The sequence below is a fragment of the Saccharicrinis sp. GN24d3 genome, assembly GCF_052400645.1.
Lineage (GTDB): Bacteria > Bacteroidota > Bacteroidia > Bacteroidales > Marinilabiliaceae > Saccharicrinis.
Genome location: NZ_JBQTGI010000013.1, coordinates 173566 through 195580, shown reverse-complemented (window position 1 = coordinate 195580; position 22015 = coordinate 173566). Strand labels below are relative to the sequence as shown.

Annotated in this window: 19 protein-coding genes; 18 read left to right on the top strand and 1 reads right to left on the bottom strand. The window is 38.0% G+C overall.

The features are described 5' to 3' along the window. Window positions 1-29 precede the first annotated feature (29 nt). From ACT29I_RS16570 to ACT29I_RS16505, 14 genes are all read left to right on the top strand, one after another. On the top strand, window positions 30-176 hold the full coding sequence (locus ACT29I_RS16570; RefSeq protein ID WP_430936518.1) for a hypothetical protein: 147 nt from the start codon (window positions 30-32) through the stop codon (window positions 174-176). 75 nt (window positions 177-251) lie between these two features. Beyond that, the gene (locus ACT29I_RS16565) at window positions 252-1100 is read left to right on the top strand and encodes a hypothetical protein (RefSeq protein ID WP_444793953.1); all 849 of its coding nucleotides are present in this window, start codon (window positions 252-254) and stop codon (window positions 1098-1100) included. Beyond that, window positions 1075-3966: a hypothetical protein gene (locus ACT29I_RS16560; protein WP_444793952.1), complete on the top strand. Its 2892-nt coding sequence runs from the start codon at window positions 1075-1077 to the stop codon at window positions 3964-3966. The genes ACT29I_RS16565 and ACT29I_RS16560 overlap by 26 nt, the downstream gene beginning before the upstream one ends. Before the next feature lie 2 nt (window positions 3967-3968). After that, on the top strand, window positions 3969-6056 hold the full coding sequence (locus ACT29I_RS16555; protein WP_444793951.1) for an SBBP repeat-containing protein: 2088 nt from the start codon (window positions 3969-3971) through the stop codon (window positions 6054-6056). 41 nt (window positions 6057-6097) lie between these two features. Beyond that, window positions 6098-6283, top strand: coding sequence for a hypothetical protein (locus ACT29I_RS16550; protein WP_430936512.1), 186 nt, complete (start codon window positions 6098-6100; stop codon window positions 6281-6283). A 90-nt stretch (window positions 6284-6373) separates the two neighbouring features. Then, on the top strand, window positions 6374-9934 hold the full coding sequence (locus ACT29I_RS16545; RefSeq protein WP_444793950.1) for a DUF6443 domain-containing protein: 3561 nt from the start codon (window positions 6374-6376) through the stop codon (window positions 9932-9934). A 1819-nt stretch (window positions 9935-11753) separates the two neighbouring features. After that, window positions 11754-12323, top strand: coding sequence for an REP-associated tyrosine transposase (locus ACT29I_RS16540; protein ID WP_430932671.1), 570 nt, complete (start codon window positions 11754-11756; stop codon window positions 12321-12323). A gap of 229 nt (window positions 12324-12552) precedes the next feature. After that, window positions 12553-12765, top strand: coding sequence for a hypothetical protein (locus ACT29I_RS16535; protein ID WP_430932672.1), 213 nt, complete (start codon window positions 12553-12555; stop codon window positions 12763-12765). Beyond that, window positions 12765-12962, top strand: coding sequence for a hypothetical protein (locus ACT29I_RS16530; protein WP_444793949.1), 198 nt, complete (start codon window positions 12765-12767; stop codon window positions 12960-12962). The genes ACT29I_RS16535 and ACT29I_RS16530 overlap by 1 nt, the downstream gene beginning before the upstream one ends. Before the next feature lie 131 nt (window positions 12963-13093). Further along, window positions 13094-13630, top strand: coding sequence for a hypothetical protein (locus ACT29I_RS16525; protein ID WP_444793948.1), 537 nt, complete (start codon window positions 13094-13096; stop codon window positions 13628-13630). Then, window positions 13624-14019: a hypothetical protein gene (locus ACT29I_RS16520; protein ID WP_444793947.1), complete on the top strand. Its 396-nt coding sequence runs from the start codon at window positions 13624-13626 to the stop codon at window positions 14017-14019. Before ACT29I_RS16525 ends, ACT29I_RS16520 begins: the two co-directional genes overlap by 7 nt. Window positions 14020-14671: 652 nt before the next feature. Then, complete coding sequence (locus ACT29I_RS16515) at window positions 14672-14797, top strand: hypothetical protein (RefSeq protein WP_444793946.1); 126 nt, start codon at window positions 14672-14674, stop codon at window positions 14795-14797. 336 nt (window positions 14798-15133) lie between these two features. Next, on the top strand, window positions 15134-15973 hold the full coding sequence (locus tag ACT29I_RS16510; RefSeq protein ID WP_444793945.1) for a toxin-antitoxin system YwqK family antitoxin: 840 nt from the start codon (window positions 15134-15136) through the stop codon (window positions 15971-15973). Window positions 15974-16272: 299 nt separating this feature from the next. After that, on the top strand, window positions 16273-16719 hold the full coding sequence (locus ACT29I_RS16505) for a hypothetical protein (protein WP_430932676.1): 447 nt from the start codon (window positions 16273-16275) through the stop codon (window positions 16717-16719). 460 nt (window positions 16720-17179) lie between these two features. Here the strand turns inward: ACT29I_RS16505 and ACT29I_RS16500 are convergent, their stop codons facing one another. Further along, window positions 17180-17455 carry a hypothetical protein gene (locus ACT29I_RS16500; RefSeq protein ID WP_444793944.1) on the bottom strand — a complete coding sequence of 92 codons (276 nt, stop codon included), beginning with the start codon at window positions 17453-17455 and terminating at the stop codon, window positions 17180-17182. 142 nt (window positions 17456-17597) lie between these two features. Between ACT29I_RS16500 and guaA the strand changes: the two genes are divergently transcribed. The 4 genes from guaA (at window position 17598) to ACT29I_RS16480 (ending at window position 22014) form a co-directional block, all read left to right on the top strand. Further along, window positions 17598-19127 (top strand): glutamine-hydrolyzing GMP synthase, encoded by a 1530-nt coding sequence (gene guaA, locus ACT29I_RS16495; protein WP_430932678.1) that lies wholly within the window; start codon window positions 17598-17600, stop codon window positions 19125-19127. Window positions 19128-19259: 132 nt separating this feature from the next. Further along, a complete protein-coding gene (locus ACT29I_RS16490) occupies window positions 19260-20867 on the top strand; it encodes a S41 family peptidase (RefSeq protein WP_430932679.1) in 1608 nt (535 codons plus the stop codon). Beyond that, window positions 20867-21481, top strand: a complete 615-nt coding sequence (pnuC, locus tag ACT29I_RS16485) for a nicotinamide riboside transporter PnuC (RefSeq protein WP_444793943.1) — start codon at window positions 20867-20869, stop codon at window positions 21479-21481. Before ACT29I_RS16490 ends, pnuC begins: the two co-directional genes overlap by 1 nt. Window positions 21482-21504: 23 nt before the next feature. After that, window positions 21505-22014, top strand: coding sequence for an AAA family ATPase (locus tag ACT29I_RS16480; RefSeq protein ID WP_430932681.1), 510 nt, complete (start codon window positions 21505-21507; stop codon window positions 22012-22014). Window position 22015: the final 1 nt, after the last annotated feature.

Sequence of the window (22015 nt, the reverse complement as noted above, 5' to 3'; positions counted from 1 at the left end):
TTTTCATCACCAAACAGTTCCTCCTTATTTTGAGCTTAGAATGGGCTCCCCAACACTTACTGGACATACCTAGCGCTGCCCAAATGGAAGAGCAAGGAGTGAATCTGGTAGAAATGAATAAGTTGCTGCTGAAAAAAGCAGAGGAGTTGACCTTGCCGCCTAATAGAGAAGGATAAAGAGGTTGAAACGTTGAGCAAATAACTTGAAAAGATAGAAGCCTTATTAGTTAACGAATAGTAAATAACATTAGAATGAAATTCAAACTTGTTTTAATAATAGTATTAGTAACGAGCAATTATATATATTCTCAAGAAGATTACTATAAAAATGCATCCAATGTTATACCTCCTGATCCGGTCTCAGCCCAATTTCAAAAATATTTGGGATATCCGGTATCTCATGCTACGGGCCTACCAGAAATAAATATCCCGTTACATGCAATGGAAGCATGTGGTATTCGCATACCATTTAACCTTAGTTATCATGCATCAGGTATAAAAGTAAACGAAAGTCAAGGGGTTATAGGTTTAGGGTGGTCATTATTTCCAGGGTTTAAAATAACAAGAACAATAATGGGAAATCCCGACGATATTTATTCTACAGAAGCTATTAATAATTATACCCCAACCTTTGAGAATAAATATAACTTAGGTATAGTAAGTGGGGCTTCAGATGACTTATTTAGTGGAGCAATTACTTGTGATGGACAATATGATATTTTTAGTGTTCATCTACCAGGAGTTAATACTTCATTTATTTTAAAATGGGATAATGGTGTTCTTAATGCTTTAATGTCTCCTCAACGTCCTTTAACAATTAATGCTATAAATTCTTCAAATAATAGATACTTTACATCTTTTGAGATTATTGATGAAGAAGGAAGGAAATATATATTTGGTGATTCGGAAGATGTTAATGATAATTTATATATAGAACGACAGGGAAGTGGTCGGTTTGATGTATGCAGCTGGTTTTTAAAAGAGATAGTTACTCCTGAAGGCCAGTCAATAACTTTGAACTATTCTATTACTAATGCGAATAGAACTGCAAGTCTAGTTGGAGGCTGTTCATTGAATGATGATGTTTATCATTCAGAATAATTTTTCCGACATTTTAATTGGTAAATGGTTAGCCTTAGGTAATCCTTCTTATTATTATGATACTGAGGAATATTCTCATTGGGAAGTAAGTTATGATACTAGAACTATAAGTAAGGTTAATTTTAGTTCTGGTGAGAATATATCATTTTATTACAAAACCCGAATGTTAGGCAATTATTCAGATGAATTAGACTCAATTGTTTTTAAAAATCAAAATGGAGATGCATATAATGTGGTTTCTTTTGAAAGGAATAATAATCAACTAACAAGAATATCTATAACAGGACAAGGTGATTATGAATTTAGTTATGACCAACAGCAGGTTGAGCTTAGTGACCATACCCAAGTTGATCATATTGGCCTCTTTAACGGCAACCAAAATGCAAGTACGCACCCAAATATTTGGCTAACTCCAATAGTAGTGAATGGTGCATTAAAAAGAATGGGAACACCATTGATTGTAGGAGATGCAGACAAAACTTTCGATCCATTAAAAAGTCAATCCCGCATACTAAGATCAATTATTTATCCAACTGGCGGGCAATCTAATTTTAGCTATGAGTTACACTCGTACAATGTAATTGGGAAAGGTACTCAGTGTGGTTTGGGTTTGAGAGTAAGTCAAATAGACACTTATGATCCAGAAAGTAATACTACAATGAGTAAATCATACAAGTATGGAAAAGGTGAATCTGGTATTGGAAATTTAACATATCCTTTATATAAGGAAGAAAAAGGATTTATCAAATCTTACCTAAGACAGTTAAGACATGTTGATATTCATCCGTCCGTAGCTTCAATATCCAACTATCGAGAAAGGAAAATTTTGCAAAGTCCCAGAGGGCCTATTTCTGAGCCTCAAATATGGTATGATGAAGTAACTGAGTATTTCAATAATAACCAAGGAAAGGTTATTTATCAATATGATTACTCTCCTAATGTGTATAGTGATTATGGATCAGGTGATTATTACCTGCCTGGGAGTACAAATAATTATGAGGACGGATCATATGAGAAATTTGCAGAAACTATGCAAAACATTGGAGTAAGTCCTAGATTAAAATATAAGTACACATATGACTCCAATAACGACACCCTTCAAATAGTAGAGAATGAATATATTAATATTCGCCAGGAACCAATATCGGGAATCATGGTTTCTACGAAGGGTATAGGATATGTTGATGGTGCAATAACAAATTATAGAAATACCTATTTAACTGGAGGATTTGATCTATTAATGTCTTCTTCATATAGTATCATTTTAAATGAATTTAAGGTATCGAAAACTGTTCAAACGGATTTTTTTGGTACGGATGCTATACAAACTGTTACCAATTATACTTATGATCAAAATAATCCATATAACATTTCATCAAAAAGTATCTTGAATAGTTCCGGTGAAATGATTACAGAACATTATTACTATCCTGTTGGAGATGTTATACCAGATATAAATGAATTGTCTATTGAACAACAGAATGCAGTAACTCTTTTGGCAAAAAAAAACAGAGTGACTCCTCTTGTGGAAAAAATAACAAAGAAAAATGGTACAGTACTGGAGAAAAACCTAGTTGGATTTAAAAACTTTGGGGATACCAACAATTTTATTCTGGAACCCCAAGAAATAAAAACAAGTATTGGGGTTTCAGATTTTGAAACCCAATTCCTATTTAATGAATACGACGACAAGGGTAATGTATTAAGTTATCAGAAGTACAATGATGTTAGTACAAATTATATTTGGGGATACAACCAAACATATCCAGTAATAAAAATTGTAAATCCACCTGCAAATGTTGAAGTATTATTGGCAAATGCATTAAGTGACTTAGAATCTAATCTGGCCAATATGGATAACATAGCAAATAATACCGTTCAGCAGCAAACATGGGCTAGCTATAATGAAAGTATACGTGCTAGCTTATCCTCGTTTAAGACTACGGAATTTTGGACATACACTTATAAACCTTCAGTTGGTATAACATCAAAAACTGACCCTAACGGTAAAGCTGTTTTTTACAGTTACAATACAGATAATAAACTTGAGGTTATAAAAGATAATGAGGGTAATATTGTTTCTAGAAATGAATATAACTATGCTCCATCAGGTACTTACATTCCTATTGTACCACCTGCCTATACAGGATGTACTGATTGCGGAGGAGGTCAAACTTTAATAGAACCACTTACGTATGGCGTTAATCCTACTGTAATTGATTTTGGAGTAACAGCGGCAGGAGGTTCAGTTGTGCGGGAAGTTATAATAACAAACACCACAGTTGGTCAGTACACCACAGAACCAGTTGAAATAACCGAAATTAATTGTCTTCCCGGCTTCAGGGTAGAAATTCCGAATAGTTATATTTCAAAAGATGCTCCAGTTACGATGAAGGTATTCTTTGAGCCCGATATTTATGGGGGGTATTATGCCGAGGATATAGAAATTGTTTCTGACAACGCCGTTGGCCCAACTATCATTTCTGTAAGCGGAGAAGGTATAGATTCAGAAGGTACCAATCCTGTTTTCAAATTCTATGACGATAGCATTGAAATAACTGGAGCGATAGGTTTTGGCTCTTCTCCGAGCAACGAAGATACATATAAAACCATACAACTGTACAATGCCAATAATGTTGGTGTTACCTTAACCTGGATATCTATTGATAATGATACTTGGAATTCATTTAGTGTTGAAAATGAAATAACATCCAATGTATATATCCCACCAGGAGAGACTCATAATATTACGCTAAAGTTTATGAGAAACATGAGTGCAGGAGAACTTAATGCCATACTAAAGATAGACAGTACTCCTATTATGGGTAATAATACAATTGAGTTAAAAGGTATAAAAATAGACTAGCTATGCAAAAATCGAAAATAATACTAGTAATTGTTGTATTCCTGTGTAATATAGGGCATGCCCAGGATACCCAAAAAATATGGCACTGGATGGAACAACTGGGCGGCCCTGGCTGGGACTTCCCTAATGGCATAGCCATCGACTCAAAAGATAATATTTACATTGCCGGGGGCTTTACAGAGACTTTACAGGGCGGCAGAAAAGGCCTAAAGAGCGAGGGCAACCGCGACGTTTACGTGGCCCGCTTTAACGACAAGGGCAAACTGCAATGGCTGTGGCAGGCCGGGGGCGAAAAGGCAGATAAAATAACGGCCATTAAAGCCGCCCCCAATAACGACATGTATATAGCAGGTATGCTGGAGGGCGAGATGAAGTTCGGCAAGCAAAAACTGGAATACGCGGGCAAGCAGCTTTTTGTATCCCGCATTAACAAAAGGGGCAAAAGCGACTGGGTGTATACCCTGCCTTATTCCGGCGCCGCATCAGGCTACCTGCTGGATACCGACAAGCATGGTAACATTATCCTGGGTGGTGTATTCTCCGACAGCCTGGTATGCGAAAACGGCGATATCATCAGCAAGGGGCACAACGACATTTTTGTGCTCCGCCTGACCCCTGAAGGAAAGTTGGACAAGGTAAAACGATATGGCGGTAAAGGGACAGAAAAACTAACCGCCTTGAGTACCGATAGCTTGGGCAATATTTATCTTTCGGGCAATAACGAGCAGGAATTAAGTGCTGATGAAACAGTGATTGCCGCCAAGGGCAAAAAGCAAACGGGCAACAGCTTTGTGCTGCAAGCCGACAGCACCCTGACGGCCCAATGGGCAAAAACCTACACCAGTCCTTCGTATGCCGAAATTACAGGCTTGGCAACGGATAAACAGAATAACCTGCTATTGAGCGGTAATTTTAACCACAACTTATTAGTGGACACGTTGCAGTACGAAACAAACGGCCTTACCGATTTTTTTGTGGCCAGGGCCGATACCTCGGGTAATGTATTATGGTTAAAAACTTTTGGCGGACAATATTCCGACCGCATCAACCACCTTAAGCTAAACAAGCTGGGCGGGGCCATGATAGCGGGTAGCTTCAACGATTCTTTGGTATTGGATACTACAGTCATTAAAACCAAGGGACATCTGGCCAACACCTTTATTGCCCAATATGATACTTCGGGTGCAGTAACCTGGGCTGATATGCTCAAAGGTGAGGGAGGCAATATGGCCAAAGGTGGTGAGCTAGACAGTAAGGGAAACCTGTACCTGATGGGCAGTTTCAAGGGGAGTATGCAAGCGGGTCCCGACGAAATCACCTCCCTGGGCGACGAGGATATCTTTGTGGCCAGGTATTTTAACTGTCCACCTGTGGATAATGCCATACAGTCGCCAGGATACCTGTGCAAGGGTTCCCAAGCCCACCTGTATGTTGACAAGGGTTATCAAAACATAGTGTGGAACGACACCTTGTTCGATGCCAGCGTGATGACGGTCTCCATGCCCGGAACCTACCATGTTAGCATGGTGGACAAGCGGGGCTGTGTTATTACCGATTCCGTGAATATAGAAGAAATTCCCGCTTTCGAGTTCTCTCTGGGCACGGACACCGCCATACTGACTAATGCCCAACTGGAACTACTTGGTCCTGACAACTTTTATGCCTACGAGTGGCAGGACGGCAGCATAGTGCAGAACATATTGGTTTATAGCGACGATGATACGCCGGGACACAAAAAATACGAGCTCACTGTTGCCGACTCGTTGGGCTGCAGGTGGAGCGACGATATCGACATAGAGTTCTACCAAGACCCTGAATATGCCGACCTGGGAGGTGGTGAACGGCTGATCACCATCTTCCCTAACCCGGTTAAATCACATTTTTACTGGACCTTCGAAACCAATGCGGAAGTCAAAATGGAAATAGATATACTGGATGCCTCCGGAAAGGTAATATTCCATCAAAATATTGGGCGCTACCAGCCCGGCCAGCAGATGAAAGCCGACATGGACAGGTTTAGTGCGGGCGCATATTATTTCAAGATAATCAGCAACGGCAAGCATATCGCAAAAAAGTTTGTAAAAAATTGATTATTGGTCAATGGATACTGGTCAATTAAAAAGTTAGTTAAATGAAAACATTAGGCTTTCCCCTGTGCCTGGTTCTTCGTGTGTTGGCCTGTCAGATAGGCGAGCCATGCGACGGTGTGAATTGTCCTTTGTTATCAAAACACACCATGGGGCTTGACCTACATGGTGCATGTAATGAAACAAAGGACAAGAGCGGGGGGAAGCTTCTATCTGACTTGATTTTTTGATTCTTTTTGATCCAAGCAAAAAGAACAAATAATGAAATTACAATATTATGATGTCTACCTCACGAAGAACGATTTAAACTAAAATAAGCTATGCATAACAAAACACTAAGCATACTCGTACTACTAACCCTGTTAATAACAGGAAGACTTTCCGCACAGGAAAACGTCGAGATCAACGACATCGTTACCGGAAAGGCGGAAGTAACCGCTACCAACAGTATCCGCCTCCTGCCCGGATTCCATGCCGTGGCGGGTTCCGATTTCCATGCTTATATCGATGCCAATGCGGTAGACAATACACCATCCATGGCAGAAGCAGCAGAAATTGGGGCAACTGCCGAGGCACAACCCACTTCCGGGAAGAACTATGTACGCAGTATCACCTTTAGGGAGGTGCATGAAACCATGCCGACGGACAGCTATAAACACCTGGAACAGGTACAGTATTTCGATGGACTGGGCAGGCCCATGCAAACTATACAGGTAGGTGCTTCACCATTAGGAAAGGACATTATACAGCCCATAGTCTATGATGATTTTGGCAGGGAAGCAACAAAATATCTTCCTTTTGTGGGAAAGAATAGTGACGGAGGATTTATAGATAATGCAGTACAGGATTGTTTAGGATTTTATGATGGAACAAGTGGAGTTGTTGCAGGAAAAGAAACAGATACCAGACCTTTTTCTTTTACCGATTTCGAAAACTCTCCTTTAAACCGTGTAAATAGTCAACTGGGAGCGGGTAAAGCATGGAAAGATGCCGAAGCCAAGGTTAGTTTTAACTATACCACAAATACCAGTGATAATGAAATATCCTCTTGGGATGAAGCTGGGACTCCATTTACTTATCCTGACAACTCTTTGTACATCACCGAAACCACCGACGAAAACGGTAACCTAAGCCGTGAATATAAAGACAAGCTGGGGCAGGTTGTATTAAAGGAATCGGTAAACGATAGCGAAACTTTACAGACCTATTATATCTACGATGATTTTGGACTGCTGCGTACGGTTGTACCTCCTTTGGCCGATTCCCCGGCAGACGAAGACCTTTGCTACAAATATACCTACGATGGCCGCAAGCGTATGGTCAGCAAAAAGATTCCGGGCGCAGATGTCGTTTATATGGTTTACGATAAACGCGACCGACTGGTATTAACGCAGGATGGCAATATGCGGGAAGAGAATTCCAGGAAATATTTTTTTACCAAGTACGATGCCTTAAACCGTCCGGTGATGACGGGTACGCTTGTTGCCACCAAGGATTTGGATGTAACCAATGGAATCAACGACGATTTTAAGGACTATACAGAAACTATGTACGAAAGCTACAAAGGAACATCACATGCTTCCACTTATGGTTATACTTACGATGATAGTTATCCTTCATCTTGTAACGTGGAAGCTGAAGATATTCTTACCGTTACCTGGTATGATAATTATGATTTTACCCAACTAAGCGGTTTTGGGGAACTGGATTTTGAAGACCATCCTTCACCTGGCTCTGCATATGCCGCAGAATCGGACAAAACCAAAGGTGTAGCCACCGGAACCATGGTGAAAGCACTGGAAGTAACCGGATCCGACCTGATATTGGACAATAAAATATTGGCAACAGCTTCATATTTCGATAAGTATGGTAATGTAATTAAAACCATCTCCAAAAACCATCGTGGAGGATATGATGTACTACATAAAAAATACGAGCCTATTACCTACCAGGTACTGGAAACCATACAAGAACATATGGATGGGAGCAAAAATGATTTACTAACGGTAACCAAAAACTTTGACTACGACCATGCGGGAAGGCTCTTGGAAACCACTTGTAAGGTAAACAACCAGGATGCTATAGTACTAAACGCGTCCAAGTATAACGAACTGGGCGAGTTGGTAGAAAAATACCTGCACTCCGAAGAAACCGAAAGCTCTGCCGATAAAACTTTTGTACAACAAGTGGACTATACCTACAATATACGAGGCTGGATGACTTCCATCAACGATCCCGAATTAAGTGAAGATGGCGACATGTTTGGTATGCGTTTAAGTTACAATAAGCTGGACGGTTTAGATGCCGACAGGGTATCTGCCGGCCCACAGTATAATGGTAACATTTCGGCCATAGTTTGGGGAACAGAAGGCGATGATGTTAAAAACAGGGGGTATGGTTTCGATTACGATGATATCAACCGGTTAACGGTTGCCAAATATGGCGAGGGAACTTCATTGGGCAGCAACAAAGGAAAATACTCTATGAGTGTACCCGAGTATGATGCCAATGGTAATATCAAACAATTAAAACGTTATTATAATGGCAGCCTGGCCGACGACCTGGATTATACTTACGAAAACAGCAATAAAAGTAACCGCTTGTTGAATGTTTCTGATGCAGTAGCCGGAGATATTTCTGAAATAGCGGATTATGTGGCTTCAACTAGTACTTACCAGTACGATGCCAACGGTAATATGACTTTTAACGCAGGAAGTACCAAGGGAGAGGTGAAATATAACCTATTGAATTTACCACAACAGGTAGATACGGAATCAGGCGATAAAGTTTGTTATCATTATGATGCTGCCGGTAACAAACTGGCTAAATGGATTGATGGTAGCAACACCACCACAGAATACATTGCTAACCTGGTTTACACCAACGATAAAATCAGTTTTTTCTCCACCGAGGAAGGCAGAGCACTACCTGTTGGTGAAAGTGGTAGTATCAACTGGCACTTTGAGTACAACCTGAAAGACCACCTTGGAAACACACGTGTTACCTTTGGCGGAAGCGACCTTGGCGGTGCCGTGGATATAGTACAGACCAGCAGCTATTACCCCTTTGGAATGGTAATGGCCCAAAATAATTTTAACACAGGTACCACAAATTACCAGAAAAACAAATATCTTTATAACGGCAAAGAGCTCCAGGATGACGATCTTGGAGGGGTGAGTTTGGACTGGTACGATTACGGGGCACGGTTTTATGATCCTAGTTTGGGGAGGTTTACTACCATAGACCCTTGGGCGAGAAAATACAACTCACAATCACCATACCTTTATGCATATAATAATCCAATTAGATACACTGATTATTTAGGACTCGGAGCTAACGATGAAGTTGATAATGATGATGAAGAAGGAGATGAAGAAGATGAAGGTGAGGATAATGAGATAGATACAGTAGATGAATTAATTGTTGAAGGAAATAAGAAAATAAATGACTTGATGTCTGCTGTAAAACGATTAGAAGAGATTGTTACTTCTAATAAAATGGATGAAATTCTGCAAAAAGTTGAAAATGGGATACCTCTTACTGATGAAGAGATGGCTCTTGTTAACGAATGGTCTAAATTAGGGAATGACATTCCAGTAATTAGAAGGCAGGTACAGCAAATAATGGAATTAATGCTTGAAACAGCAGAGTATTGGGAAAATTGGAATGCAGGCCAAGAAGAGTTGCGGTTTAAAAGACAGCTTATGAAGTTTTTACCTAATCTTGTATCTGAAGCTTCTCCTATTAATACTAATCCATCTATGGAGTTACGTCCTGGTGAGAAAACTCCAATGGATAAAACAAATGACCGTTTGTTCGGTACATATGATCAGTGGCCGTCAAGAAACTTACCTTTAGTAAGACCATTAAAGTATGAATAACTTAAATCAATTGCTAACTAGTATAAATGAAATATATTCGGCATTTAAAGAACCGATAACATATAACAACAGGCAGAAATCAAAAAATTACAGTAAATTAATATTGCTATTAGTACTTAATATTATTGCGGTTAATCTGCTTGTTAAAATATTTTATTGGCTCTTTGATAATAATTTAATGCCTAGAGTATCAAAAGAAGTTCTGAAAGAGCCATGCACTTATGTGTTGTTTTTTTTAATGATAATATTAAGTATCGTCGTAGAAGAACTAAAATATAGGCTAATACTTGGGAGCTTTAAATATAGAAATGTGCTGATATCTATTTCATTTTTACTTGCAGAGATAGTTGTTTTGAGTTTTTATAATTCTTTTGTTGCAGAATATGATTGCTATTTAGCATTATACTATTTAATTGTGTTCTGTTTTACATTGATCATATACTTTGGATTGAAGTATATGACGGTAAGTAAAACAAAAAAGATTAATAATGTTTTTAATAAGTATTATAATATCATTTTTTTTTCATCAATTATTTTATTTAGTGTCTGGCATGTATTACTCTCATATAGTAGTTTAAAACACCATTATAGCTTAGTTTTCTTAATATTCTTTATTAATGGGTTTATTTTCACAATAGTGAGAGTTAAGTATGGGATTTATATTTCAATGTTATACCATTTAGGTTACAATATGCCATTTATTATTACAAATATTATAGCATTATATATAATTAGTTAATTTTTTCGGGTGAGTATAGATTCAGTAAGCTCGGATATGCAAATCCCCCGCTGTTGCACGATTGTATCGTGTAACATAAAGATATAGCTATTTGGTACAAAAGCTGCATTTAGAAATAAGTGCAGCTTTTTGTTTTATAAGGTAGTACGCAAACTATAATAATGCTTGCAGTTTAGTTTTTGTAATAAAGGCATCCAAAAAGGTAAAAACCATTTTCTTCTCGTCGGGCTTTAACTTGTCCACTTCCCCCCGCTGTCGCACGATTGCATCGTGTGAAATAGTGATTTAGCTACATAAAACAAAGGCTGCATTAGAATATAGTACAGCTTTTGTTTTATATTGATAATTGCTTTCAAAATATACAAATATGAGTCGAGCATGGAAATTCCACAACCCGGAGGGTATATATTTTGTTAGTTTTGCTGTTGTTGAGTGGCTTGATGCCAGTCAGGCAACTGATTGATATTTACCAGAATCGATTACAAAAATATTGTAGTTGACAGTCTGCAATTTTGTCAAAGAAAAAAAGGCATGGAAATTTTTGCATGGTGCATTATGACTAATCCTGCTCGCTCGTATATATAAATTAATAAAGACGGTTGTTAGCGCGGTTTTGTAAACCGTGCAAAAAGCAGCATGAGCATAAAACAACAAGCGCCACATTATAAGAACTGTGGCGCTTGTTTTATATTGTAAGGGTTTGCAACCCGGTCAGAAATAAGTGCAGCTTTTTGTTTGTGTGGTATTTTGCAAGTTGCTTACAAAGCAGCAATATTTATAAGTTTCACAGACTTAATAAAACCGTCGAGCACTTTAAGGATGCTGCCCCCGCTCGCTCGGATATGTAAATTAAGCACCACGGCTGTTAGTGCGGTTTTGCAAACCGTGTAATAAGCAAGTTGTAAATAACAACAAGAGCTGCAATTATAAAAAGTTGTGGCTCTTTGTTTTATAGCTTAAGAATTGCCTGCCTGTCGGCAGACGGGTATTCCGAATAACTTAATGGTTTCACTTCCCTGATTGTACATTGTCGCTAACATGTTTACTTTTATACTACAAATTAACCTTAAAACTTAAGCCATGTCCGACAAATACAAAATATTTGATAACCAGTCAGCCTACTTTATTACAATGACAACGGTAGGTTGGATTGATGTATTTACTCGTAAAAACCATAAAATGGCAATTGTTGACTCGTTAAAGTATTGTCAAAAACACAAAGGATTGGAAATTTATGGATGGTGCCTAATGCCAAGTCATTTACATGCCATTGTTAGCGCAGCTGAAGGTTTTGTGTTAAGTGATATACTTAGAGATTTTAAAAAGTACACAAGTAAAAAGATTGTGCAACAAATTAAAGACGAACCAGAAAGCAGAAGAGAATGGTTGCTGCCATTGTTAAAACAATACTGTATAGACTTAAAACGTGACCAAAAGTACAAACTATGGCAAGATGGCAATCACGCAGAGATTATATACAGCAATAAGTTCTTCGACCAAAAATTGAATTATATCCACCAAAACCCGGTTGAAGATATGATGGTTGCCTATCCTGAAGATTATCTGTTTAGCTCAGCCCGTAATTATGCTGAGTTGCCTTATTTGTTAGAAGTTATATTGGAATCGCAACAGATGGTTACCTATGCTTAAAATGAAGGATTACAAATCCTTATACCCGAATTCATTTGTTATAGTTCTTTAACTGCCAGGTTTCATTAGATTTACATGGTGGTTATTGCACGGATGAATATCCGCGCTAACTGGATTATCAACAGGGTAATCCATTTTTAAGGCTTAACTAAATAAATACCACCACTCAACGAAAACCAAAACTGAATATTAATCGTTAACTTTGTAAAGGATATAAACAATAGAAGTTATGAATGTAGTTGAGAAAAGAGATTTTATTCACAGTCATTTGCACCGGGCAAACGAAAGAACTATTAATGAGTTTTATGAGAAACTTCGTAAAGAGGAAGTTTTACAGGAAAAATTAGAAAGTAGAGCCTTAAAATCAGAAAAAGATATCCAATTAGGAAGAGTTTTTTCTCGCGAAGAAATAGAGCAAAGAATAGATAATACCGGACATTAATGAAGCTTGTCTATACCGAACAGGCTCTTGCCAGCCTTGAAGAAGCGTTAGGTTTTATCGCACCAAGGGTATCTTATCAAAAACTGAATGAAATCAAGAATAATATCCTGGATGCAGCAGAAACCCTTCTTTTACAACCACAGCAAGGACAAAAGGAACCACTTTTGGAACAGGAGACGCTTCTATCGCACAAGTAGACCAGTTTATTACAGAAGAGTTTAATGGCTCTGGGGGTAAACTGAGTAATGGTAGTGTTCTGCTTTCAGAGGCTACGGCTTATGGTGATGGGCAAGGTAATTGGGAAGTACCAGGATATCAAATGAACCGTATGCGTAATGAGGTTTCTAATTATAGTTCATTTGCACAAAATCATAATAATTTTGTAGGGAAGTATAGTTTTTATAGTTATAAGTATTACAGGGAAAGAAGTTGGGCACAAAGAGACGGAAATTTCCCTGGACTTTCTTTAACAGGCTATGCTGCTGGACAAGCATCTTCATTTCTTTCAAATTCTAAGACTTGGCTTAATCTTACTAATATGAAATCCTATAGTAATAATTATTTTGGAAATCAATATCAGTCTTCAAAGTCTATTGCAAATAGTAAAGGGGCTGCAAAAAAATGGTCAGCAAGATTGGGTGTAGCAGGTAGGTTAATAGGGGTATATGGTGCATATAATACCGTTCAAGAATATGAAAGTGGAAAGCTTAGTAATTTTGGCGCTGCATATGTTGGGGGTACTGATGCTATGGGGCTAACTAAGCATCCTTATTTAGGAGCTTGGAGTATTGGAACATCCTTGGGAAAATCAATAGTTGAAAGTAACTGGTATTTTAATGCTGTACATGGAAATAGAATATGGTAGGTTTATTTAGATATTTGTTTTATCGAGTTTATTGGTGGGATAATACTGTTGTTAAGAACAATAGTTATCCGGTATTTAGTGCAGTTATTGGTGTTACCTTCTTCCAAGTCTTTAATGTAAAGTTTATTAATGATTTTATTTTTTACATTATTTTACAGCGGAAGGATTTAATTGTGCAACAAGACAAAATTATTGGAATAGCTATTATTACAATCATTTTAGGGCTTAACTGGATTTATTTTCATAAGAAAGCATCGATGCTACTTGAAAAGATAAAGCAACTTAAAACTAATCATAAAAGAATATTAGACATTACGATTATTGTATATATGATATTGACAATAATAACAACCATTGGATTAGCCTATATGGTTAGAAATAATATTTAAAAAACGAAACCCGGCATCGACCGGGTTTCGTTTTTATATATTGTACTTGTTTATTTAAACGGATTTACAATAGTAAGGCTATTATCCAGTAGGCTCGGATATGTTAATCAATAAAGACGGTTGTTAGCGCGGTTTTGTAAACCATGCAAAAAGCAGCATGAGCATAAAACAACAAGCGCCACATTATAAGAACTGTGGCGCTTGTTTTGTATTGTAAGGGTTTGCAACCCGGTCAGAAATAAGTGCTGCTTTTTGTTTATGTGGTATTTTGCAAGTTGCTTACAAAGCAGCAATATTTATAAGTTTCACAGACTTAATAAAACCGTCGAGCACCCCGCTATCGCACGATCAATGTCATTAAGTTAAGAAAACTCACTTATTATGTTCCTGTTGTTTTTCAACACCTTAGGTTTTGTGCGTTTTCTGAATTTATCAACATCTCTGTGATATTCCCCAGTAGGCTCGGATATGTAATCCCGTAGGCGCGGATCTTAGACCCTAGTAGGCTCGGATATGTAAATCACTAAAGACGGCTGTTAGCGCGGTTTTGCAAACCGTGCAATATGCAAACTGTAAATAATAAAGAGCTACAACTTTAAAAGGTTGTGGCTCTTTGTTGTGTTTGGTAGGAATTGTATTCTGGTTCTAAAATATGTTTTCAAGTTCGGATTTCAAATCCTTAGCGGTGAAAGATGGTAAGTGGCTTTACTTTGATGAAAAAGGAGATACCTCTAAGGTTGAATTTTTTATTATGGGGAAGCTGGAAAAGGTTGAGTAATGGAATCGCATTTTTGTAAAGAGTGAGATAAAACAACCAGCTCGTTCAGATATGTAAATTATGCCCCGCCGTTGGCGCTGAATTGTATTCAGTACAATAAGCGTCAAGAGCATAAAAACAACAAGCGCCACATGGTAAAAAATGTGGCGCTTGTTTTATGTTGTAAGGGTTTGCAACCCGATTATGATAAACTATTTAATATGCGGATTGCAAATCCTTAGCTGTAGTGTAAAGACAAGCAGCTTATGGTTTGATAGATTTTATTAGATTTACATGGTGGTTATTGCACGGATGAATATCCGCGCTAACTGGATGCACAGTATTAAATTGATTGTTATGAGAATATTATTTTATTTAATGGTGTTGGTACTGATATTCGCTCAGTGTTCCAACACTAAAACGAATGAAAATGTAGAAGTATATTTGGATGAAAATAATGACACATTACATGTGGCTACTTATAATTCTAGCGGTTTACTTCATGGTAAATACAGAACCTTTTCTAACAATAAAGTTGATAGTGTCTATCATTATATAAATGGAAAAAAACATGGAAAGTACTTTGTTTATTTTAACAATGGGAATATTTCCGAGAAAGGATGCTATATAGACGGAAGGTTAATAGGGAAAGTAGAAGTATATAAAAACGATGGTAGTTTACTACAGATAATAGTATATGGGCCAGGAGAAAATCCTAAAATGTCCAGAATTAATCAGATTATTACATACGATGACAATGGAAATATAGATATGAAAGATTCTAATTTCTGTTTAATTGGATTGTTGGAAGAATTAAATCATGATGACCAATTTGTTAAATTAAGGATACAATACTATCCGCAAATTGTAGATGATACGAAAATGTATGTTGACTTGAAAATCTCTTCTAATGACAGTATTGGTCACAACATGCGATTATATGGGAATTATAAAAAAGATTTCATTATCCCTACAAAAAGTCGGTTGGATTCTTTAAAACTAAAGGGATATGTATATAACACAGTGACAAAGGCAGGAACAGATACGGTTTACGGAGAATCTTTTATTATTTTTAATATTGGTATTAAAAAAATGAAGATTTTTAACGATATACTTCCAAAAAACCTAAGCTTTTTGCCGATTAAGTATGATACATTGAGTATTGATGATTGGATGACAGTAGGCTCGGATATGTAAATCAATAAAGACGGCCGTTACCCTGCTAGCTCGGATATGCAAATTAAGCGCCACGGCTGAATATCCGCGCTAACTGGGGTAAACTATTTAATATGCGGATTGCAAATCCTTAGCTGTAGTGTAAAGAGAAGCAGCTTATGGTTTGATAGATTTTATTAGATTTACATGGTGGTTATTGCACGGATGAATATCCGCGCTAACTGGAGTGACAGAATCTACTGTTCGGTCTAGTCCAGTTCAGAGTGCTGCTAATTCCACAGTTAATTTTATTGAGGAGATAAAAAAATATTGGTAGTCAAATGAAGATTTTTTTTAATGTTTGCATTCTTATTGGGTATATTTTGTTTGGTACTTTTTGGTTAATATCATCTTATGATATTATAACAAGAAACATTTGGTTTGATTTCTTTACAATAGATAAGGTTAAAGTATCTAAATTTGAGAGTAAGCTTAAATCAGAAAGTAAAAACATATACCACGTTGAATACCTTTATATAGTGGATTCAATACAATATAAGGATGAGACCACCGCATTTAAAAGTGCTTTAAGTAAAATTGAGGATAATTCAGGGGATATATTTGTGTATTACAATAAGACACTTCCAAATGTTAGCCATATAGAAGGTTGGGAAATCAAAGACTATTATAAAATGTCCTTTATTGCATTTTCATTCTTTTTGTTACTAATCTTTTATATTGACAAAAAAGTAGATAAAGAAAAGTGGATTAGAAGATATTCAAGATAGCCATCCTGTAGGCTGGGATATGTAAACCCGCTATCGCACGATCAATGTCATTAAGTTAAGAAAACTCATATTATGTTCCTGTTGTTTTTCAACACCTTAGGTTTTGTGCGTTTTCTGAATTTATCAACATCTCTGTGATATTCCCCAGTAGGCTCGGATATGTAATCCCGTAGGCGCGGATCTTCGACCCTAGTAGGCTCGGATATGTAAATCACTAAAGACGGCTGTTAGCGCGGTTTTGCAAACCGTGCAATAAGCGTTAAGAGCATAAAAACAACAAGCGCCACATAGTAAAAAGTGTGGCGCTTGATTTGTTTTGTGAGGGTTTGTAACCCGGTTATGATAAACTATTTAATATGCGGATTGCAAATCCTTAGCTGTAGTGTAAAGAGAAGCAGCTTATGGTTTGATAGATTTTATTAGATTTACATGGTGGTTATTGCACGGATGAATATCCGCGCTAACTGGCCTGTTTGGCTTTAAAGTTTTGCACCACGTTGTTGTCAATTAGTAAAAACAGTTTCTTGCGAGTGTAGCTGTCGAGCTGCTCAATGTCCTCAATCCTTTTTAGTACCTCTTTTTCGTGGTTGGAGAGCTTGCCATTGCTGATTAGGTAATCAATCGAAACGTAACACACCTTGGCAATTTTTAAAAGTATCTGGATGGACGGCAAGTTGACGTTACAATCGAATTTACCGAATAGAACACCCCGGTTCATGATTGTATCATCTACCATCAAGCCCATTTGACAGGGTGCTGACTTACATAATACCTTAAGCTTTGTTAATGTGAATGCAAAATCATGATTATTCGGGGGTAATAACTATCTTTGCGCAAAATTTAATACTATTATTATAAACCCATTAAGCCACTGTTTAATGCAAGAGAAAATACTTATTCTTGATTTTGGGTCGCAATATACCCAGTTGATCGCCAGAAGGGTGCGAGAGTTAAATGTTTATTGTGAAATTCATCCATACCATTCGATTCCGGAACTGGACGAGGGTGTTAAGGGTGTAATCCTTTCTGGAAGTCCATACAGTGTAAGGGATGAAAATGCGCCTGTACCGGATTTAAGCAGTTTTAAAGGCAAATTGCCTTTGTTGGGCATTTGTTATGGAGCGCAGTTTTTAGCCCAGCAGTTTGGAGGAGAGGTAAAGCCGTCCAACACACGTGAGTATGGTCGTGCTAATTTGGGTTTTATCGATAGGGGAAACGATTTGATGACTGGTGTGCCAGAGCAGTCCCAGGTGTGGATGTCACATGGCGATACTATTGTTAATTTGCCTGATAACTATTCGGTTATAGCCAGTACCGAAGATGTTGGTGTTGCAGCCTACGAAATAAAAGATGAATCTACCTGGGGGCTTCAGTTCCATCCTGAGGTTTATCATTCAACCGATGGTAAAACCATTCTGTTCAATTATATAGTTTCTATATGTGGTTGTAGCCAGGATTGGACACCGAATTCGTTCGTTGATTCGACCGTGGCAGAGTTAAAAGCTAAATTAGGCGACGATAAAGTTGTTCTTGGTCTGTCGGGTGGAGTTGATTCCTCCGTAGCAGGTGTGCTATTAAATAAGGCAATCGGCGAGAATTTAACATGTATTTTCGTAGATAACGGATTGTTGCGTAAGAACGAATACCAGAATGTGTTGGACTCATATGAACATATGGGCCTAAACGTTATTGGTGTGGATGCCAAAAAAGATTTCTTGGACGAATTGACCGGAGTTTCAGATCCTGAAACAAAAAGAAAAATTATAGGACGCGTATTTATCGAGGTTTTTGATAGGGAAGCGCACAAAATACAGAATGTAAAGTGGTTGGCACAGGGAACCATTTATCCTGATGTGATCGAGTCGGTTTCGGTAAACGGACCGTCGGCCACCATTAAGTCGCACCATAATGTGGGTGGACTGCCCGAAAAGATGAACCTCAAAGTGGTTGAGCCACTTAACCTATTGTTTAAGGATGAAGTGCGCAGGGTAGGTAAGGCCATGGGTATTTCCCCTGCTTTGTTGGGGCGTCACCCATTCCCGGGGCCAGGTTTGGCTATCCGAATTTTGGGAGATATCACCGAGGAGAAGATTAAAATCCTCCAGGAGGTGGATCACATCTTTATTCAGGGATTAAAAGACAATGAACTTTACGATGATGTTTGGCAAGCAGGAGTAATGTTGTTACCTGTGCAGTCGGTAGGAGTAATGGGCGATGAGCGCACTTACGAGAGCGTAGTGGCACTTAGGGCCGTTTCATCAACAGATGGCATGACGGCAGATTGGGTGCATTTGCCATACGAGTTCCTGGCTAAGGTTTCAAACGATATTATCAACAAGGTTAAAGGTGTCAACCGTGTGGTATACGACATTAGCTCAAAACCGCCTGCAACCATCGAGTGGGAATAAAATCATGTTAGATAGCATACCAAAGACCGGAACTTTTCCGGTCTTTTTTTGTTCAATATTTACCTGAATCATTGTTTTGTTTCTATCTTTGTTTGTTACACACAACATTATTACTCACTTTATAAATTTGTCATGAAGAATTTAAAGGGTATGTTGCCTCGATATATTAGTATCTGTATTTTGTTAATGGTGGTAAGTGTTGCTATTAACGCTCAGAAATTTGATAGAGACTTACAAAAACTTCAGCTGGCTTACAAGTTGATATCCACGTTTTATGTTGATAGCACCAACGACGAAAAATTAGTGGAGGATGCTATTACCGGCATGTTGACCAAATTGGATCCTCATTCCGTTTATATTTCAAAAGATGAGGTAAGCCGAATGAATGAACCGTTGGATGGTAGTTTCGAAGGTATCGGGATACAGTTCAATATTTTTAAAGATACATTGATGGTGGTTTCTCCAATTTCGGGCGGGCCATCGGAGAAAGTTGGCTTACAAGCGGGAGATCGGATACTGGTAATTGATGGTGAAAACGTAGCTGGTGTAGGACTTAAGAACACGGATGTATTTTCAAAGTTGAAAGGGAAAAAAGGCACCAAAGTTAAATTGCAAGTTCAAAGAAAGAATGTTAAAGGCTTGATTTCGTTTACGGTTACTCGCGATACAATTCCAATATATAGTGTTGAAGCCTCCTATATGGCAACGCCCGACATTGGTTACGTCAAGATTAATCAATTCTCTGCCACAACGCATTCCGAGGTGGAAAATGCCTTGGAAAAGCTAAACGAACAAGGAATGCAAAACTTAATTCTGGATTTAAGGGGAAACCCCGGAGGTTATTTAAAAGCTGCTATTGATATTGCCGATGAGTTGTTATCCGAAAAGAAACTGATTGTGTACACCGAAGGTCTTACCAATCCTCGTCGTGAATATAAATCTTCCAATAAAGGTTTGTTTGAGTCTGGCAAAGTGGTGGTTCTGATTAACGAAGGTTCTGCCTCAGCCAGCGAAATTGTTTCCGGTGCGGTACAGGATTGGGACAGAGGTTTGGTGCTAGGCCGCCGCAGTTACGGAAAAGGACTGGTTCAACGTCCGTTAAATTTGCAGGATGGATCCATGATCAGATTGACAATAGCCAAATATTATACGCCTTCCGGAAGATGCATTCAAAAACCTTACGAAGAAGGTCTTGAGGCTTATCAAAAAGAAATCTACAAAAGGTATGATACCGGCGAAGCGTTAAACAAAGACAGTGTCCACCTGAACACGGAAGAAAAGTTTTATACCAAAACCAAGCAAAGACTGGTTTATGGTGGAGGAGGAGTGATGCCCGATCTTTTTGTGCCGGCAGATACAAGCGGTTATTCCGACTACTATCGCGATTTGGTGGCTTATGGTATATTTAATCGTTTTGTTTTGAATTATGTGGATACCCACCGTAAAAAAATGGAACGTATGTATGCAAACTACGATCAATTCAGCAAAGGTTTTGTGGTAAACGAACAAATTGTGGAGGAATTAATTGCAGAAGGGGATAAAGAGAAGCTTAAATCCGATGTGGAGGAGTTCAGGAAAGTCTCTCTACCCCTGATAAAATCACAGATAAAAGCACTCATCGCACGTAACATGTGGACTTCGAGCGAGTACTTTCAAACAATAAACCCTACTACTGATGTCTATAATAAAGCAATTGAGATACTTTCAGGGGGAAATGAATATACAAACTTATTAAATTGATGATCGAAATTCAGTTTTCCTGGGTCGAGTGGTTCGGTTTTGTCACTGCCCTGGTGTACTTGTACTTTTCAATAAATCAAAGAATATGGCTTTGGCCGATGGGAATATTGTCATCGGCTTTTTATATAGCCGTTTTTTTCGATGCCCGATTGTATGCCGATATGGTATTACAAGTATATTATTTGGTGGTAAGTATACTGGGATGGATTATGTGGAGAAGAAGACAAGTAGAAGAACATGCGTCCAAAATCCTGATCAATAAGCTGGATAAAAACATGACATTAAAATTGCTGTTGTCATTTGGGGTTTTGTACGTAGTATTAGCGTACGTTTTAATTGAAGTACCTCCATGGGTAGGTATTGCATCCTCCGATTTACCTTATTGGGACGCGTTTACAACAGCAGCAAGCTTTGTGGCCACCTGGATGTTGGCAAAAAAACTCATCGACCAATGGTTGATCTGGATCGTAGTTGATTTTGTGTCAATGGGTATGTATATTTATAAGGGATTGTATGTTACAGCTATCTTGTTTTTTGTTTACACAATTATGGCCATCTGGGGATACCTTTCGTGGTGGCGCGACTATAAACAATACGAGCATAGCCTTACATAAAAGATAAATAGCGTATAATTCAAATGAAAGTAGTTTTAACAGGGCCGGAATCTGTTGGTAAATCAGTACTAACCAAACAACTGGCTTATATTTACGACGGGGTATATACCGAGGAGTTTGCACGAAAATATATTGAAAAGCTTGATGTGCCATACGGCTATCAGGATGTTGTTAATATAACTAAACAACAGTTAAAAGAGTATGATGAAATGCAAAAATATGATGGTTTTTGTTTTTTTGATACTTACCTTGTCATATCAAAGATATGGTTTTTACATGTATTCCATAAATTGCCCGAATGGTTTGAGGGTGAATTTGCCCAACGACCGGTTGATTTGTATCTGTTATGCAAGGACGATATTGACTGGAAACCGGATTTGGTAAGGGAGAATAAAGCTATTAGAAGCCTTTTGTTTGAAAAATACAAGCAACAACTCGACGATTATGGTTTTGCATATAAAATAATAGAGGGAAGTGGTGAACAAAGGCTTTTAAAGGCAGTTGATGCTATAGATGAGAAATTAAAAAAATAAG